The sequence below is a fragment of the Streptomyces sp. NPDC053431 genome (assembly GCF_044544925.1).
GTDB lineage: Bacteria > Actinomycetota > Actinomycetes > Streptomycetales > Streptomycetaceae > Streptomyces.
In genome coordinates this window covers 136917-151944 of sequence record NZ_JBITXX010000014.1, presented here as the reverse complement: position 1 = coordinate 151944, position 15028 = coordinate 136917, and the positions used below count along the sequence as shown (strand labels likewise).

Below are 15028 nucleotides of genomic sequence, written 5' to 3'. Positions count from 1 at the left end.
AGTGTCACCGCCATGAGCACGCAGCAAGGCCTCACCCACATCGACGAGGCGGGGGCGGCCCGCATGGTCGACGTCTCCGAGAAGGAGGTCACGGCCCGCACCGCCCGTGCCAGCGGCCGTGTCCTCGTCTCGCCGCGCGTGATCGAGCTGCTGCGCGGCGAGGGCGTGCCGAAGGGCGACGCGCTGGCCACCGCCCGGATCGCCGGGATCATGGGCGCCAAGAAGACCCCGGACCTGATCCCGCTCTGTCACCCGCTGGCCGTCTCCGGCGTCACGCTCGACCTGGCGGTCACGGACGAAGCGGTGGAGATCCTGGCGACGGTGAAGACCACGGACCGTACGGGCGTCGAGATGGAGGCCCTGACGGCGGTGTCGGTGGCGGCGCTGACGGTCGTCGACATGGTGAAGGCGGTCGACAAGGGCGCGGTCATCTCCGACGTACGGGTGGAGGAGAAGACCGGCGGCAAGTCCGGCCACTGGACGCGGAGTGAGTCATGACGCGCGCGGGCAAGGTCGCGGGGGCGCACGAGCACGAGGCGCGGACGGCCGACCCGGCCGCCGCCGAGCCGCCGGTCCGCGAGGCCGCCCCGTACACCGCCCTGGTCGTCACGGCCTCCAACCGGGCCGCGGCCGGCGTCTACGAGGACAAGGGCGGCCCGCTGATCGCCGAGGCGCTGCGGGCGCTCGGCTTCGGCGTGGACGGCCCGCAGGTCGTGCCGGACGGCGCGCCGGTCGAGGCGGCCCTGCGCGCCGCCGTGGAGGCCGGTTACGACGTCGTCCTCACCACCGGCGGTACGGGCATCTCGCCGACCGACGAGACCCCGGAGGTCACCCGCCGGGTCCTGGACCGGGAGATCCCGGGCATTCCCGAGGCGATCCGCGCCCACGGCCGGGCGAAGGTGCCCACCGCGGCCCTCTCGCGCGGTCTGGCCGGAGTGGCCCGCGGCACGCTGATCGTGAACCTGCCCGGTTCGACGGGCGGGGTACGGGACGGGCTCGCGGTCCTGGAGCCGCTGCTGGTCCATGCCGTGGACCAGATCCGCGGCGGCGACCACCCGAGACCGGCGTCGGAAGCGGGCCCGGAGTCATGATCCCGTCCTGGCCCGTGGTCCTGGTGGACGGAGACGTGCTGCTCCGCCCGATAAAGATGCGCGACCAGCGGGCCTGGCGCGAGGTGAACCGGCGCAACCGCGACTGGCTGCGCCCGTGGGAGGCGACCGTCCCGCCGCCCGGGCCGGCCGGCCCGGTGGCGCAGCGCCCCACGTACCGGCAGATGGTGCGCCATCTGCGGGCGGAGGCGAACGCGGGCCGGATGCTGCCGTTCGTGATCGAGTACCAAGGGCGTCTGGTCGGGCAGTTGACGGTGGCGGGGATCACCTGGGGCTCGATGTGCTCGGGCCATGTGGGCTATTGGGTGGACAGCGAGGTGGCCGGCCGCGGGGTCATGCCGACGGCGGTCGCACTCGCCGTCGACCACTGTTTCCGCACCGTCGGGCTGCACCGGATGGAAGTCTGCATTCGCCCGGAGAACGGTCCCTCGCGGCGGGTCGTGGAGAAATTGGGATTCCGGGAGGAGGGGCTGAGGCCTCGTTACCTCCACATCGACGGCGCCTGGCGGGACCATCTGGTCTTCGCGCTGACGGCGGAGGAGGTGCCGGAGGGGCTGCTGCGCCGCTGGCACCAGGCACGTCGCCAACCCCAGTAATTCCCATAAGTGTTCGAATTTAATCGGTAGTTGACCGTCAATCGATCTGAACAATCACAAAAAAGTTCAGTGATATCAGCCAGATCGTGCGACACACCGGGCCAATTGGCCGATGCCCTCACCCGAACCCCTCTACCGTGGGAGACGTGAGCAGCAGCGGCCTCATCTACGCAGTCATCGTCGGGGCCTGGGCCGCCTACTTGGTGCCGATGTGGCTCCGCAGGCAGGACGAGCTGAACGAGGCCCGTCCGACGGAACGCTTCAGCACCGCCATCCGGCTGCTGTCCGGACGGGCGGGCATGGAGCGCCGTTATGCCAAGGAGCTGAGGGACCGGGACCGTGCGGCGGACGACGCGGCGCCCGACGTGGACCCGGACGCGGAGACGGAGCAACTGAGCTCGGTCGACGTCCGGGCCTTCAGCGCGCCCGCGGCCAGGACGGAAGCCCGCCTGGAGATGCCGGAACCGGCACCCAAGGCCCCGGCCCCCGTGCCGGCCCCCGCCCCGACCCAGCCCCCCGTCCGGCGCGCGCCCAGCGCGGCGGCCGAGCGGGCCCGCAGGGGCAAGGTCCTGGCCCGGCGCCGGCGCACCACCGTGATCCTCTTCCTGGCCTTCACCCTCGGCGCGGTCGTCGCGGCCGTCGGCGGTCTCGCCTTCCTGTGGGCACCGGCCGTCCCGGCCCTGCTCCTGAGTGCGTACATCGTCTATCTGCGCGTCCAGGAGCGCCGGCGCTTCGTCTACGTGATGGACCGGCGCAACGCCGAGGCCGCCGCGGCCCGGCTGCGCGAGAGCCGCCGCCCGGCGCCCACCCCGGAGCCGGAGCCCGCGCAGGTGCCGGCGCCCGCCCCGGCCGTCTCCCCGCAGGAGGCGGACCGCCGTGCCCTGGTGGAGCAGACGGACCACGCGGAATGGGTGGACCAGCAGCGCGACCGCGGCCCCGCCCGTGGCGACAGCTGGGACCCGGTCCCGGTGCCGCTCCCCACGTACGTCACCGCCCCGGTCGCCCCGCGTGCCTCGGGTGGCGTCGACATCACGGACCCGGAGACGTGGAGCTCGGCCCGCTCCTCCACGGCGGCCGACCCGACCCCCGCCCCGGCCCCGGCCCCGCGCCAGCGCGCGCCCCAGCCCCGACCCCGCCGCGATCACGGGCGCACCCCGCTCTTCGACCAGTACGCGGACGACGACCGCCCCCGCGCGGCCAACGAATGACCCCTCGCCGGGGGCCCGCGACGGCCCCCGGCTGACCTGCGGGGGAGCGGATTTCCACCATCGCCCGTAGGGATGCTAATGTTTCACACGTCGCAAGGGCCTGTGGCGCAGTCTGGTAGCGCACCTCGTTCGCATCGAGGGGGTCTGGGGTTCAAATCCCCACAGGTCCACAGACACGAAGGACCCCGTCCGATCGCAAGATCGGGCGGGGTCCTTCGCTTGTTCCCGGGGTGCGAACGTCAGGACGTCTGGGCCTTGTTGTAGAGGTTCTGGGCGTCCGTGCCGAAGTACGGGCCGAACATGCGGTTCGGCAGGAAGTTGTAGCCGAAGCTGTTCACCGAGGCCTGGAGGCCGGTGCCGGTGGTCTCGTTGAAGGAGGCGAACCAGGGGCCGCCGCTGGAGCCGCCGGTCATGTTGCAGGCGAGCGAGTGGTCCTGGGAGAACAGGAAGTCCTTCGACGTGTTGCCCGCGCAGTAGATCAGCTTCGTGCCGTCGTACGGGGAGGCGGCCGGGAAGCCGAAGGCGTACATCGGCTTGTTGTAGCCGCCGTTGAACTGGATGCCCTGGGCGCCGGTGACCGAGGTGAGGGTCTGGCCGTTCAGCGGGGCCACGACGGCGGCGCCGACGTCGTAGTTGATGTCCTCGCTCGCCTCCCACTGCGGGGTGGTGAGGGTCTTGGTGGCCGTCCACTGTCCGTAGGGCGCGTTGCCGTTGTCGTAGGCCGGGACGAAGATCCAGTTGGTGTGCCAGGCGCCCTGGTACTTCACGCAGTGGCCGGCCGTGATGACCGTGGAGGCGTTCTGGCTGGTGACGGCGTTGCCGGAGCAGGAGGCCGTGCGGCCCTGGAAGGTGAAGAAGACCCGGCCGGAGGTCTTCACGACCGCGCCGCCGCCCGTCCACGCGCCGCCCGCCTGCGGGAAGGCGGTGGGGGAGACGGCGGTCGCGGTGGCCGTCGTCGGGGCGATCGTCGTCGGGGCGGCCGTGCGCGGGACCTGGCGCAGCGCGCCGGGGCTCGCGGTGAGGTCCAGCGGGGTGGCCGAACGCATCCGGTCCGCGGTCCAGAAGGCGGCCGTCCGGTCCTGTTGCGCCGCCGTGAACGAATGGCCCGTGTCACCGGCGGCCTGGGCCGCTCCGGTCGACGCGAGTCCGCCGGCGACGAGGGCGCCGAGGGACAGCAGGACGGCTGTGGCGAAGCGATGGCGTCTCACGCATGTCTCCTTCTGCCGAGGCAGGTGGGGGATGAGAGCGGTGCGGATCGACGTGCGTGGGCAGCGTGACAGAACCCCTGTGATTTGTCAGGGGCGCGTCATGGCCATTCTCGAGACGTGAGGGTGCGGGGCGTGCCGCGGCCGAGGGGCGTTCAGTTGGTCTGCAGCGCCTTCGCGAAGCAGCGGCTGTTCGGGTAGTCCCGGTAGTAGCCGAACTTCGCGCAGGGCTCGTAGCCACTGGAGGTGTAGAGGGCGATGGCCTCCGGCTGGGCCGTGCCCGTCTCCAGGACCATGCGCGTCCGCCCCGCGGCGCGCGCGTCCGCCTCCAGTGCGGCGAGGATGCGGCGGGCGAGGCCCAGGCCGCGCGCCTCGGGGACCACGTACATGCGCTTCAGCTCGGCGTCGCCGTCGGAGTAGCCCTCGTCGTTGGCCTCCTGGGTACGCCAGCCGCCGGTCGCGACCGGGCGGCCCTGGGGGTCGTACGCGATGAGGTAGAGGCCCTGCGGCGGGGCGAACATCGACGGGGCGAGCGGAGTGAGATCTCCCTCACCGTCGCCGTCGTCGTCCGCGTAGCGCTCGGCGTACTCCAGCTGCACGGCGTCGTTGAGCTTGACCGCGTCGGGGTGGTCGAAGGAGGTGGAACGTATATCCATGCGGGGTATCGTACAGGTATGCGGGGTCTGGGTGCCGGTATTCTCCCGGGATGCTCACCGTGACGTCCGTGAATGTCAATGGTCTCCGAGCCGCCGCCAAGAAGGGCTTCGTCGAGTGGCTGGCCGGGACCTCCGCCGATGTGGTCTGCCTCCAGGAGGTGCGCGCCGAGGCGGCCCAGCTGCCCCCGGAGGTGCGGGCCCCCGAGGGCTGGTTCACCGCCCACGCGCCCGCCGCCGCCAAGGGCCGCGCCGGCGTCTCCCTCTACACGCGGCGTGAGCCCGACGCCCTGCGGGTCGGCTTCGGGTCCGAGGAGTTCGACGGCAGTGGCCGGTACGTCGAGGCCGATCTGCCCGGCGTCACCGTCGCCAGCCTCTACCTGCCCTCGGGTGAGGTCGGCACCGAGCGGCAGGACGAGAAGATCCGCTTCATGGACGCCTTCCTGCCGTACCTGAAGGAGCTCAAGGAGCGTGCCGCCGCCGACGGCCGCGAGGTCGTCGTCTGCGGCGACTGGAACATCGCCCACCGCGAGGCGGACCTCAAGAACTGGCGGGCCAACCAGAAGAACGCCGGCTTCCTCCCCGAGGAGCGGGAGTGGCTGAGCCGGGTCCTCGCCGAGGGGGACGGCGGGTACGTGGACGTCGTCCGGGCCCTCCACCCCGAGCAGGACGGTCCCTACTCCTGGTGGTCCTACCGTGGTCGCGCCTTCGACAACGACAGCGGCTGGCGCATCGACTACCAGATCGCCACCCCCGGACTCGCCGGCAAGGCCGTGAAGGCGTACGTCGAGCGGGCCGCCACCCACGCCGAGCGGTGGAGCGACCACGCGCCGGTGACGGCCGTCTACGAGCTCTAGGCGGCTGTAGGGGACGGGGGCGGGAGCTCGGCCCTCCGGCCGGGCTCCATGCGCGGCCCGTCCGGGCTTCAGCCCGTGGCTCGGCCGGGCCACGCTCGCGGCCTGCAAGGACCTCCGCGGTCCGGCCCGGCATCCCCCCGCGGCCCCGTCCGACCCCGTCCGGCCCCCTCAGGGGCGTATCCGGCGGTCCAGGGCCAGTGACAGTTCGGCCTCCACCACGCTCTTCGCCAGCGGGCGCAGGCGCTGGAGGTCCTTCTCCTCCGCGTACGTGCCCAGGAGCTCCGTGAAGAGCTCCGCGAGCGCCTCCGCGTGCTCGCGGACCCGGCCGCCCGCCTCCAGGACGGCGGCCAGCGGGACGCCCTCCCGGACGAGGGCGGAGGAGACGTCGAGCAGGCGGCGGCTGACGTGGACGATGTCCTCGCCGTCGGTGGCGAGGTAGCCGAGGTCGAGGGCGGCCGCCAGGTTCTCGGGGGTGACCTCGCCCGCGAAGTGGTCGGCGAGCTCCTCCGGGGTGAGGCGCACCGGCTCCTCCTCGGTGGGGGTGCCGAGTTCGAGGACCTCGCCGACGTTGCGGCCGGACTCGAAGGCCGCGGTGAGGTCGGCGATCCCGTTGAGGGTGTGGCCGCGTTCGAGCAGGGCGGCGATGGTGCGCAGCCGGGCCAGGTGGCGTTCGTCGTACCAGGCGATCCGGCCCTCGCGGCGGGGCGGCGGGATGAGCCCGCGCTCCCGGTAGAAGCGGAGGGTGCGTACGGTGATGCCCGCGGCGGCGGCCAGGTCGGCCATGCGGTACTCGCGCGGGGCGCCGGCCGGTCCCTCCGGTGGCACCGACCCCTCGGGTCGCGCCGTTCCCTCGGGCCGCGTCGTCCCCCCGGTGCCCTCCGGCCTCATGGGCCGGGCCGTGTCCGCCTGTTCTCCCGATCGTTCTGCCACGCCCGCCAGCCTATGTTGTACCGCCGGTAACTTTCCCCGGCCCGACCCCTACCGCTCGGTATGCCGCTGCTCTACAGTCCCGATTGTGCCAGTGATTGCTGGCGGAATCTTGGCCGGGCGCACGGGAGGCGGCATGGCGAAGCACGAGCACGTACGAGTGGCGGTGATCGGATCGGGGTTCGGCGGACTGGGAGCCGCCGTCCGACTGCGCCGCGAGGGGATCACCGACTTCGTCGTCCTGGAGCGGGCCGACGCCGTGGGCGGCACGTGGCGGGACAACAGCTACCCCGGCTGCGCCTGCGACGTCCCCTCCCACCTCTACTCCTTCTCCTTCGCGCCCAACCCCGACTGGCCGCGCACCTTCTCCGGCCAGCGCCACATCCGCGCGTACCTGGAGCACGTCACCGACACCTTCGGGATCCGGCCGCACCTGCGACTCGGGCACGAGGTCATGAGGACGGTCTGGGACGAGGAGGAGCTGCGCTGGGAGATCGAGACGAGCCGCGGCTCCTTCTCCGCCGACGTCGTCGTCTCCGCCACCGGGCCGCTGTCCGACCCGAAGATCCCCGACATCCCGGGGCTCGCCGACTTCACCGGCAAGGTCTTCCACTCCGCGCGCTGGGACCACGACTACGACCTCACCGGCAAGCGCGTCGCCATGGTCGGCACCGGCGCCTCCGCCATCCAGATCGTCCCGTCCATCCAGCCGAAGGTCGGCAGGCTCGCCCTCTTCCAGCGCACGCCCCCGTGGGTCATGCCCCGCGTGGACCGGGCCATCAGCGGCCCCGAGCGCTGGCTCCACCGGCAGCTGCCGTTCACCGCGACCGCCCGCCGCGGCCTCCTGTGGGGCATCCGCGAGCTCCAGGTCAGCGCCTTCACCAAGCGGCCCGACGAGCTCGGCCTGGTCGAGCGGCTCGCCAAGGCGAACATCGCCCGCTCGATCAAGGACCCGGTGCTGCGGGCCAAGCTGACCCCCTCGTACCGCCTCGGCTGCAAGCGGATCCTGCTGTCGAACGCCTACTACCCGGCGCTCGCGCAGCCCAACGTCGACGTCGTCGCCGCCGGGCTGAAGGAGGTCCGCGGGAACGTCGTGGTCGCCGCCGACGGGACCGAGACCGAGGTCGACGCGATCATCTTCGGCACCGGCTTCCACGTCACCGACATGCCGATCGCCTCGCGCGTCATCGGCGCCGAGGGCCGCTCGCTCGCCGACCACTGGAAGGGCGGCATGGAGGCGCTGCGCGGTGCGACCGCCGCCGGCTTCCCCAACTGGATGACGATCATCGGACCCAACACGGGCCTCGGGAACTCCTCGATGATCCTCATGATCGAGTCCCAGCTGAACTACATGGCCGACTACCTGCGCCAGCTGGACGTGCTCGGAGGACGCGCCGCGCTCGCCGCCCGGCCCTCCGCCGTCGGCGCCTGGAACCGCCGGGTGCAGGCCCGGATGGAGCGGAGCGTGTGGAAGGCGGGCGGCTGCGAGAGCTGGTACCTCGACGCCAACGGCCGCAACACCACCCTGTGGCCGGGCACGACCGGCGAGTTCCGGCGCGAGACGCGGGCCGTCGACCTCTCCGAGTACGAGGTGCTGCGGGCGCCGGCGAAGCCCTCGGCCGCCCGCCGCACCTCCCGCAGGAAGGAGGCCGTCCAGTGAGCACGCTCACGGTGACCTCCGCCGACGGATCCCGCCTCCACGTCGAGGTGCACGGCCGGGCCGACGCCCCCGCCGTCGTCCTCGCCCACGGCTGGACCTGCTCCACGCGCTTCTGGGACGCGCAGATACGGGACCTCGCCGCCGACCACAAGGTCGTCGTCTACGACCAGCGCGGCCACGGCGGCTCCCCGGCCCCGGCCGACGGCGGCAAGGGCTACTCCACCGAGGCGCTCGCCGACGACCTGGAGGCCGTGCTCGCGGCCACCCTCGGCCCCGGCGAGCGGGCGGTCCTCGCCGGGCACTCCATGGGCGGCATGACCCTGATGGCCGCGGCCCGGCGGCCCCTCTTCCGGCAGCACGCCGCCGCCGCGCTGCTCTGCTCGACCGGGCCCGCGCGGCTCACGGCCGAGGCCCTCGTCGTACCGCTGGGGCCGGGCCGGCTGCGGACCCGGCTGACCCGCTCCGTCCTCGGCTCGAGGGCGCCGCTCGGACCGGTCACCCCCCTCTCGAAGAAGGTCCTCAGGTACGCGACGATGGGTCCGGGGACCGCGCCCGACCGGGTCGACGCCTGCGCGCGGATCGTGCACGCCTGCCCGCGGGGCGCGCGGTACGGCTGGTCGCAGGTGCTGGCCGGACTCGATCTGGAGGCGGACGTGCGGGAGTTGCGGCTTCCCGTAGCCGTGCTGGTCGGAACGGCCGACCGGCTCACCCCGGCCGTCCACTCCCGTGCCATGGCGGCCGCCCTGCCGCACTGCACGGGCCTGGTCGAACTGGCCGGCATGGGCCACATGACCCCGGTGGAGGCCCCCGAGGCCGTCACCGCGCAGATCCGTGAACTGACGCTCACCTACCTGGGTGTGACGGAGCAGACCGTGAAGGAGGAGGCAGAGGCATGAGCAGGGTGAGCCTGGAAGGACAGGTGGCGGTCGTCACCGGAGGAGCCCGCGGCGTCGGCGAACTCCTCGCCCGCAAACTCTCCGCGCGCGGCGCGAAGATCGCGCTCGTCGGCCTGGAGCCGGAGCTCCTCAAGGAGGTCGCGGGCCGGCTCCACACCGAGGCCGACTGGTGGCACGCGGACGTCACCGACCACGAGGCCATGGCGAAGGTCGCGGCCGAGGTGAAGGAGCGGTTCGGCAAGGTCGACATCGTGGTCGCCAACGCCGGTGTGGCGGCGGGCGGTCCGTTCGTGGACTCCGACCCGGTCGCCTGGCGGCGGGTCATCGAGGTCAACCTGATCGGCGGCGCCGTGACGGCCCGGGCGTTCCTGCCCGTCCTTCTGGAGTCCCGCGGCTACTTCCTGCAGATCGCCTCGCTGGCCGCGATGACCCCGGCGCCCATGATGACCGCGTACTGCGCCTCCAAGTCCGGTGTGGAGGCCTTCGCGCACAGCCTGCGCGCCGAGGTCGCCTACAAGGGCGTCGAGGTGGGCGTCGGCTACCTCTCCTGGACGGACACCGACATGGTGCGGGGCGCCGACCAGGACGACGTGATGCGCGAGCTGCGCTCCCGGCTGCCGTGGCCGTCGAACCGCACGTATCCGCTCGGCCCGGCCGTCGACCGGATCGTCGCGGGCATCGAGCGCCGGTCGGCCCACGTGTACGCCCAGTGGTGGCTGCGCGGGATGCAGGGCGGCCGCGGCTATCTGCCGGGCCTCATCGCGACCGTCGGCCGGCGCGAGATGAGGCGCTTCGAGCCGCGTCTGGCCTCGGTCTCCAAGGGACTGGTGGGCGCGGGCGGGGCGGCGGACGAACAGGAGCGCACGGAGGCCGGCCGGGCGTCGTGACGGTCCGTATCTGATCGAAATGCGCGCGTTGTCCCGGCGTGTCAGTCTGGTCGAGGCCCAGGGGCGCCAAAGCCCCGTCCCCCTCACACCCTTCTAGGAGTGAACCTTCATGGGCATCAAGGACCAGTTCCAGGACAAGGCGCAGGAGCTCAAGAACCGCGGCCAGCAGGCGGCGGGCAACGCGAAGCGCGAGGCGTCCGAGCGCGCCTCGCAGGCCAAGGACCGTTCGCGTGAGCAGCGTGACCAGTCGGACCGTGCCCGGCGCGACGCCGAGGAGCAGGACCGACTCGACATGGACTACGACGCCTGACGCCGTCCTGTGAGGAAGGCGCACCCGGGACGCCGGGTGCGCCTTCGCGCGTCGCGGCCACTTTTCCCTTTTCGCGACCCGCCTGTGGATAACTTCCTGCACGAGATCGCGGAGTTACGTACCGTGATCCCCATGTCCGTGACTGAGCCCGTACTTGAGCGACTGCGATCCGACCACGCGCCCGCCCTGCTCGCCTTCGAGCGGGAGAACCGGGCCTATTTCGCCGCGTCCGTGCCCGACCGGGGGGACGCGTACTTCGAGGAGTTCGACGCCCGGCACCAGGCGCTGCTCGACGAGCAGGAGACCGGTGCGATCCTCTTCCACGTGCTGGTGTCACCGGGCGACGGGGAGATACTCGGGCGGTTCAATCTGGTCGACGTGGCCGACGGAAGCGCCGAACTCGGCTACCGGGTGGCCGAGAAGGCGACCGGACGCGGAGTGGCGACCGCGACGGTCCGCGCGCTGTGCATACGGGCCCGTGAGGAGTACGGGCTGAGCCGGCTGACGGCCGCCACGACCCTCGACAACGAGCGGTCCCGGGCGGTGCTCGCCCGGGTCGGCTTCGGTGCGGTCGGGAGCGTGACGCTGGAGGGTGTGCCCGGGATCGCCTACGAGCTGGACCTCGGCGGCAGCTTGGGGCGGGAGCGGTCCGGCACGGCCTCGTAGCCGGGCGGGTGCGCGGCCGGGTTCTCGTCCAACAGCGCCAGGGCCACCTCCACGGCGTCGTCGAGCTGGGCGTGGCGGCCCTCGGCCCAGTCGAGCGGGGTGCGCAGGATCGCGAGGTCCGGCGCCACCCCGTGGTTCTCGACGGACCAGCCGTATTCGGGGAACCAGGCCGCGTTCATCGGGACCGTGATCTGGGTGCCGTCGCCGAGCCGGTGGCGCCCGGTCATGCCGACGACGCCGCCCCAGGTGCGCTGGCCGACGACGGGACCGAGCCGGAGCAGCTTGAAGGCGGCGGTGATCATGTCGCCGTCGGAGGAGGTGGCCTCGTCGGCGAGCGCCACGATCGGGCCGCGCGGCGCGTTGGTGGTGTACGAGACGGGCTGGGCGTTGCGGGTGAGGTCCCAGCCCAGGATCTTGCGGGTCAGTTTCTCTATGACCAGCTCGCTGATGTGGCCGCCGGCGTTGCCGCGCACGTCCACGATGAGGGCCGGCCGGGAGACCTCCATCCGCAGGTCGCGGTTGAACTGGGCCCAGCCGGAGCCGCCCATGTCGGGGATGTGGAGGTAGCCGCAGCGCCCGCCGCTGACCTCGTGGACCACGGCGCGCCGCTTGGTCACCCAGTCCTGGTAGCGCAGGGGACGTTCGTCGACGAGCGGGACGACGGCGATCCGGCGGGCCGGGCCCTCGCCCTCGGCCGGGGTGAAGGTCAGCTCGACGGTGCTGCCGCCGGTCCCGGCGAGGAGGGGATAGGGGCCGGCGACGGGGTCGACGGGCCGGCCGTCGACATGGGTGAGGATCGCGCCCTCGCGGATGCCGGTGCCGGCCAGCGGTGAGCGGGCCTTGGAGTCGGAGGAGTCGCCGGGCAGGATCCGCTTGACCACCCAGCCGCCGTCGCGGTGCACGAAGTTGGCGCCGAGCAGGCCCTGGGCGCGCTGGTAGTGGGCGGGGCCCTCGTTGCGCCGGGCCGGGGTGACGTAGGCGTGCGAGGTGCCGAGTTCGCCCATGACCTCGCGCAGCAGGTCGGCGAACTCGTCGGGGGAGGCGACCCGTTCGACGAGCGGGCGGTACTGGTCGAGCACCGCGGTCCAGTCGACGCCGCCCATGCCGGGTTCCCAGAAGTAGGCGCGGACGATCCGGCCGGCCTCGTCGAAGGCCTGCCGCCACTCGGCGGCCGGGTCGACCTCGTGCACGATCCGGCGCAGGTCGAGGTAGACGGTGGAGTCGCCGTCGCCGGACTCGGTGGCGGGGACGGCCCGCAGCTCCCCCTCGTCGACCACGACGAGCCGGGAGCCGTCACCGCTGACCGCGAACCAGTCGAGGTGCCCGACGAGTTCGGTCTTGCGGGCCTTGGTGATGTTGTAGTGCTCCAGCGTGGGGCGGGGGGAGGGATCGGAGGGGTTGGCGAAGGTCTCGCCGAGGGCGCCGGAGATCGGCCAGCGCAGCCAGACCAGGCCGCCGCCGGAGACCGGCTGGAGGGCGGAGTACTTGGAGGCGGTCACGGGGAAGGGGGTGACCCGGTCGGGGAGTCCCTCGATCTCCACGGTCACCGTGCCGTCGCCCTCGGCCCCGCCCTCGTCGGTGGGGTCCATGCCGCCGGCGGCGGGCCGGCCGTCGGGGAGGAGCGCGAAGGGGGAGGGGGTCGCGGAGGAGAGCGGTACGAGATACGGGCGGCAGCCCAGCGGGAAGGAGAGGTCGCCGGTGTGCACGTCGTACACCGGGTCGAAGCCCCGCCAGGAGAGGAAGGCGAGATAGCGCCCGTCGCGGGTGAAGACCGGGTTCTCGTCCTCGAAGCGCCCGTTGGTGACGTCGACGACGACCGGGGCGCCGGGGCCGGCGATGCGGGCCATCTTGATGGAGCGCAGGGAGCGTCCGATGCCGGGGTGGGCCCAGGTCAGCCAGGCGCCGTCGGGGGAGAAGGCGAGGTCGCGCACCGGGCCGTTGAGCGAGCGGATCAGCTCGGTCACCTCGCCGTCGGACTCCTCGGTGGCGTCGATGAGGAGCAGCCGGCCGTCGCTGGAGGCGATGGCGAGCCGTTCGCCGTCGGGGTCGGAGACCATCTCCTCGACCCGGCCGAGTTCGCCGGAGGCGAGCCGGCGCGGGGGACGGTCGCCGCTGGCCCGGGGGAGGTAGGCGACCTCGATGGCGTCCTCGCCCTCGGCGTCGGTGACATAGGCGACCTGGCCGCCGCTGCCCAGCATCTCGGGCAGCCTGGCCCGTACGCCGGGCGTGTCGGCGATGACACGGGAGGGGCCGTCGCGGTGGGTGAGCCAGTAGAGGCTGCCGCGCACCGAGACGGCGCTGGCCCGGCCGGTCTCGTCGACGGACAGGGCGTCCACGTGGTGGGCGGTGGGCACCTGGTAGCGGCGGCGGCCGGTGCGCGGGCCGCCGAGCCGGACGTCGAGGCGGCGGGGGCGGGCGTCGGCGGTCAGCTGGTCGACGATCCACAGCTCGCCCGCGCACTGGTAGACGACCCGGTGTCCGTCGCTGGAGGCGTTGCGGGCGTAGAACTCGTCGTGGTCGGTGTGCCGGCGCAGGTCGGTGCCGTCGGGCAGGCAGGAGTAGAGGTTGCCGATGCCCTCGTGGTCGGAGAGGAAGGCGATCCTCGTTCCGCCGCCGGCCCCGGCCTCGCCGGGCGGCGCGGCGACGAACATGGGGGCGTCGAGGTGCCCGTCGAGGTCCGCGAGCAGCTGTTCGCCGTGCAGCCACAGCCGGCCCATGGCCCCGCCGCGGTAGCGCTTCCAGGAGGCCGGCTCATGCGGCGGCGTGCCGGTGAGCAGCAGGGTGCGGCGCTGGTCGTCGAGGTCGGCGACGGCGATGTGGGAGACCGGGCCCCAGGGCATCCGGCCGCCGGGGGAGCCGTCGGTGGGCACGGTGTAGGCCCAGGAGAAGTACGAGAAGGGCTGGCCGTGCGAGGAGACGGCGAGGATGTCGGACCCGCCGTCCTCGCCGGGCGGCGACCAGCCGCAGACCCGGGTGTCGGTGGAACCCCAGTAGGTGAGCCGCCGGGAGGGGCCGCCGTCCACCGGCGCGAGATGGATCTCCGGATCGAGACTGCGCCAGCTCGTGTACGCGATCTGGCGTCCGTCCGGGGAGAAGCGCGGGTGGCCGACCCGGGTCCGGTCGGCGGTGATCCGCCAGGCCCGGCCGGGTTCCTGGCCCTCGGCGGCGAGGGGGGAGACCCAGAGGTCGTCCTCGGCCGCGAAGCACAGCAGCTCGCCGTGGAGGTGCGGGAAGCGGAGATACACGAGGTCGTCACTCACCTCCTCATGCTTTCCGCGCGGAGGGGGCGCGGCAACTCGTACGCCAGTCCAATCCTGCCGCGGGTCCGGCGGCCCTGTGGCCCAGGACACGTACGAAACGGTTTCGTTTCGCTGTACCCCCGGGTATCGTCTTGGTGTACGAAACCGTTTCGTTCGTTGTCGCTCGTCGGAACAGGAGACCGGTCATGGCCCGCAGCAGGCTCACCCCCGAACGGGAGGCCGAGCTGTACGAGGCCGTGCTCGACCTGCTGCGCGAGGTCGGCTACGACGCCCTCACCATGGACGCCGTCGCCGCCCGCACCCGGTCCAGCAAGGCCACCCTCTACCGCCAGTGGGGGAGCAAGCCCAAACTCGTCGCCAGGGCCCTGCGCCACAACAAGCCGGTCTCGCTCGCCGAGATCGACACCGGCAGCCTGCGCGGCGACTTCCGGGCCGTGATGGAACGGACCGACGACTGCCAGATGGAGAAGGACTCCGCGCTGATGCGGGGCCTGACCCATGCCGTGCACAACAACCCCGAACTGCTCCAGGCGCTGCGTGAGCTGCTCATCGAACCCGAGATGACCGGCCTGCGCGAGGTGCTGGACCGAGCCGTCCGGAGGGGCGAGATCGATGCCGCCAACCCGGCGCTCACCCTCGTGCCGCACATGCTGATCGGAGCGTTCATCGCCCGCCCGCTGATCGACGATCGGCCGGTGGACCAGGAGTTCCTCAGTGCCTTCGTCGACGCCGTCGTGCTCCCCTCACTCGGCGCCTGACTCCCACCCGCCCCACCCTTTCGCACCCCGCAGTTC

15 protein-coding genes and 1 tRNA gene are annotated in these 15028 nt (G+C 72.6%); 12 read left to right on the top strand and 4 right to left on the bottom strand.

Features of this window, described 5'->3' with window-relative positions:
* Nucleotides 1–12: 12 nt before the first annotated feature.
* The 5 genes from moaC (at nucleotide 13) to ACIGXE_RS28325 (ending at nucleotide 3083) form a co-directional block, all read left to right on the top strand.
* A complete protein-coding gene (gene moaC / locus ACIGXE_RS28345; RefSeq protein WP_399751709.1) occupies nucleotides 13–498 on the top strand; it encodes a cyclic pyranopterin monophosphate synthase MoaC in 486 nt (161 codons plus the stop codon).
* Nucleotides 495–1091 (top strand): molybdenum cofactor biosynthesis protein B, encoded by a 597-nt coding sequence (locus tag ACIGXE_RS28340; protein WP_399751708.1) that lies wholly within the window; start codon nucleotides 495–497, stop codon nucleotides 1089–1091. The genes moaC and ACIGXE_RS28340 overlap by 4 nt, the downstream gene beginning before the upstream one ends.
* On the top strand, nucleotides 1088–1705 hold the full coding sequence (locus ACIGXE_RS28335) for a GNAT family N-acetyltransferase (RefSeq protein ID WP_399751707.1): 618 nt from the start codon (nucleotides 1088–1090) through the stop codon (nucleotides 1703–1705). Before ACIGXE_RS28340 ends, ACIGXE_RS28335 begins: the two co-directional genes overlap by 4 nt.
* A gap of 146 nt (nucleotides 1706–1851) precedes the next feature.
* On the top strand, nucleotides 1852–2913 hold the full coding sequence (glpR, locus tag ACIGXE_RS28330) for a gephyrin-like molybdotransferase receptor GlpR (RefSeq protein ID WP_399751706.1): 1062 nt from the start codon (nucleotides 1852–1854) through the stop codon (nucleotides 2911–2913).
* A gap of 96 nt (nucleotides 2914–3009) precedes the next feature.
* Nucleotides 3010–3083, top strand: a tRNA-Ala gene (locus ACIGXE_RS28325).
* A gap of 69 nt (nucleotides 3084–3152) precedes the next feature.
* Here ACIGXE_RS28325 and ACIGXE_RS28320 read toward each other — a convergent pair.
* Both ACIGXE_RS28320 and ACIGXE_RS28315 read right to left on the bottom strand, forming a co-directional pair.
* A complete protein-coding gene (locus ACIGXE_RS28320; protein WP_399751705.1) occupies nucleotides 3153–4121 on the bottom strand; it encodes a trypsin-like serine peptidase in 969 nt (322 codons plus the stop codon).
* Between the two features lie 152 nt (nucleotides 4122–4273).
* Entirely contained in the window at nucleotides 4274–4774 is a 501-nt protein-coding gene (locus ACIGXE_RS28315) for a GNAT family N-acetyltransferase (RefSeq protein ID WP_399751704.1), read from the bottom strand.
* Nucleotides 4775–4824: 50 nt separating this feature from the next.
* On the opposite strand from ACIGXE_RS28315, the gene ACIGXE_RS28310 reads away from it, so the two are divergent.
* Nucleotides 4825–5628, top strand: coding sequence for an exodeoxyribonuclease III (locus ACIGXE_RS28310; protein ID WP_399751703.1), 804 nt, complete (start codon nucleotides 4825–4827; stop codon nucleotides 5626–5628).
* A gap of 168 nt (nucleotides 5629–5796) precedes the next feature.
* Here the strand turns inward: ACIGXE_RS28310 and ACIGXE_RS28305 are convergent, their stop codons facing one another.
* Complete coding sequence (locus ACIGXE_RS28305) at nucleotides 5797–6411, bottom strand: MerR family transcriptional regulator (RefSeq protein ID WP_399751760.1); 615 nt, start codon at nucleotides 6409–6411, stop codon at nucleotides 5797–5799.
* A gap of 280 nt (nucleotides 6412–6691) precedes the next feature.
* Here ACIGXE_RS28305 and ACIGXE_RS28300 point away from each other — a divergent pair, with 280 nt between their 5' ends.
* The 5 genes from ACIGXE_RS28300 to ACIGXE_RS28280 all read left to right on the top strand — a co-directional run bounded on the left by ACIGXE_RS28300 (nucleotide 6692) and on the right by ACIGXE_RS28280 (nucleotide 10974).
* Nucleotides 6692–8215, top strand: coding sequence for a flavin-containing monooxygenase (locus ACIGXE_RS28300; protein ID WP_399751702.1), 1524 nt, complete (start codon nucleotides 6692–6694; stop codon nucleotides 8213–8215).
* Nucleotides 8212–9111: an alpha/beta fold hydrolase gene (locus ACIGXE_RS28295; RefSeq protein WP_399751701.1), complete on the top strand. Its 900-nt coding sequence runs from the start codon at nucleotides 8212–8214 to the stop codon at nucleotides 9109–9111. The genes ACIGXE_RS28300 and ACIGXE_RS28295 overlap by 4 nt, the downstream gene beginning before the upstream one ends.
* On the top strand, nucleotides 9108–9998 hold the full coding sequence (locus ACIGXE_RS28290; protein ID WP_399751700.1) for an SDR family oxidoreductase: 891 nt from the start codon (nucleotides 9108–9110) through the stop codon (nucleotides 9996–9998). The genes ACIGXE_RS28295 and ACIGXE_RS28290 overlap by 4 nt, the downstream gene beginning before the upstream one ends.
* A 109-nt stretch (nucleotides 9999–10107) precedes the next feature.
* Nucleotides 10108–10308 (top strand): hypothetical protein, encoded by a 201-nt coding sequence (locus ACIGXE_RS28285; protein WP_399751699.1) that lies wholly within the window; start codon nucleotides 10108–10110, stop codon nucleotides 10306–10308.
* A gap of 132 nt (nucleotides 10309–10440) precedes the next feature.
* Nucleotides 10441–10974 carry a GNAT family N-acetyltransferase gene (locus tag ACIGXE_RS28280; protein ID WP_399751698.1) on the top strand — a complete coding sequence of 178 codons (534 nt, stop codon included), beginning with the start codon at nucleotides 10441–10443 and terminating at the stop codon, nucleotides 10972–10974.
* Here ACIGXE_RS28280 and ACIGXE_RS28275 read toward each other — a convergent pair.
* Nucleotides 10917–14234 carry a S41 family peptidase gene (locus ACIGXE_RS28275; RefSeq protein WP_399751697.1) on the bottom strand — a complete coding sequence of 1106 codons (3318 nt, stop codon included), beginning with the start codon at nucleotides 14232–14234 and terminating at the stop codon, nucleotides 10917–10919. The genes ACIGXE_RS28280 and ACIGXE_RS28275 overlap by 58 nt on opposite strands.
* Before the next feature lie 185 nt (nucleotides 14235–14419).
* On the opposite strand from ACIGXE_RS28275, the gene ACIGXE_RS28270 reads away from it, so the two are divergent.
* Nucleotides 14420–14992, top strand: coding sequence for a TetR/AcrR family transcriptional regulator (locus ACIGXE_RS28270; protein ID WP_399751696.1), 573 nt, complete (start codon nucleotides 14420–14422; stop codon nucleotides 14990–14992).
* The last annotated feature ends 36 nt before the right edge of the window (nucleotides 14993–15028 follow it).

Coding starts and splice junctions, on each gene's coding strand:
- ACIGXE_RS28300 (WP_399751702.1), top strand. CDS start 6,692: ATGGCGAAGCACGAGCACGTACGAGTGGCGGTGATCGGATCGGGGTTC.
- ACIGXE_RS28310 (WP_399751703.1), top strand. CDS start 4,825: ATGCTCACCGTGACGTCCGTGAATGTCAATGGTCTCCGAGCCGCCGCC.
- ACIGXE_RS28285 (WP_399751699.1), top strand. CDS start 10,108: ATGGGCATCAAGGACCAGTTCCAGGACAAGGCGCAGGAGCTCAAGAAC.
- ACIGXE_RS28340 (WP_399751708.1), top strand. CDS start 495: ATGACGCGCGCGGGCAAGGTCGCGGGGGCGCACGAGCACGAGGCGCGG.
- ACIGXE_RS28270 (WP_399751696.1), top strand. CDS start 14,420: ATGGCCCGCAGCAGGCTCACCCCCGAACGGGAGGCCGAGCTGTACGAG.
- ACIGXE_RS28290 (WP_399751700.1), top strand. CDS start 9,108: ATGAGCAGGGTGAGCCTGGAAGGACAGGTGGCGGTCGTCACCGGAGGA.
- ACIGXE_RS28315 (WP_399751704.1), bottom strand. CDS start 4,774: ATGGATATACGTTCCACCTCCTTCGACCACCCCGACGCGGTCAAGCTC.
- ACIGXE_RS28280 (WP_399751698.1), top strand. CDS start 10,441: ATGTCCGTGACTGAGCCCGTACTTGAGCGACTGCGATCCGACCACGCG.
- ACIGXE_RS28305 (WP_399751760.1), bottom strand. CDS start 6,411: ATGGCCGACCTGGCCGCCGCCGCGGGCATCACCGTACGCACCCTCCGC.
- ACIGXE_RS28335 (WP_399751707.1), top strand. CDS start 1,088: ATGATCCCGTCCTGGCCCGTGGTCCTGGTGGACGGAGACGTGCTGCTC.
- moaC (WP_399751709.1), top strand. CDS start 13: ATGAGCACGCAGCAAGGCCTCACCCACATCGACGAGGCGGGGGCGGCC.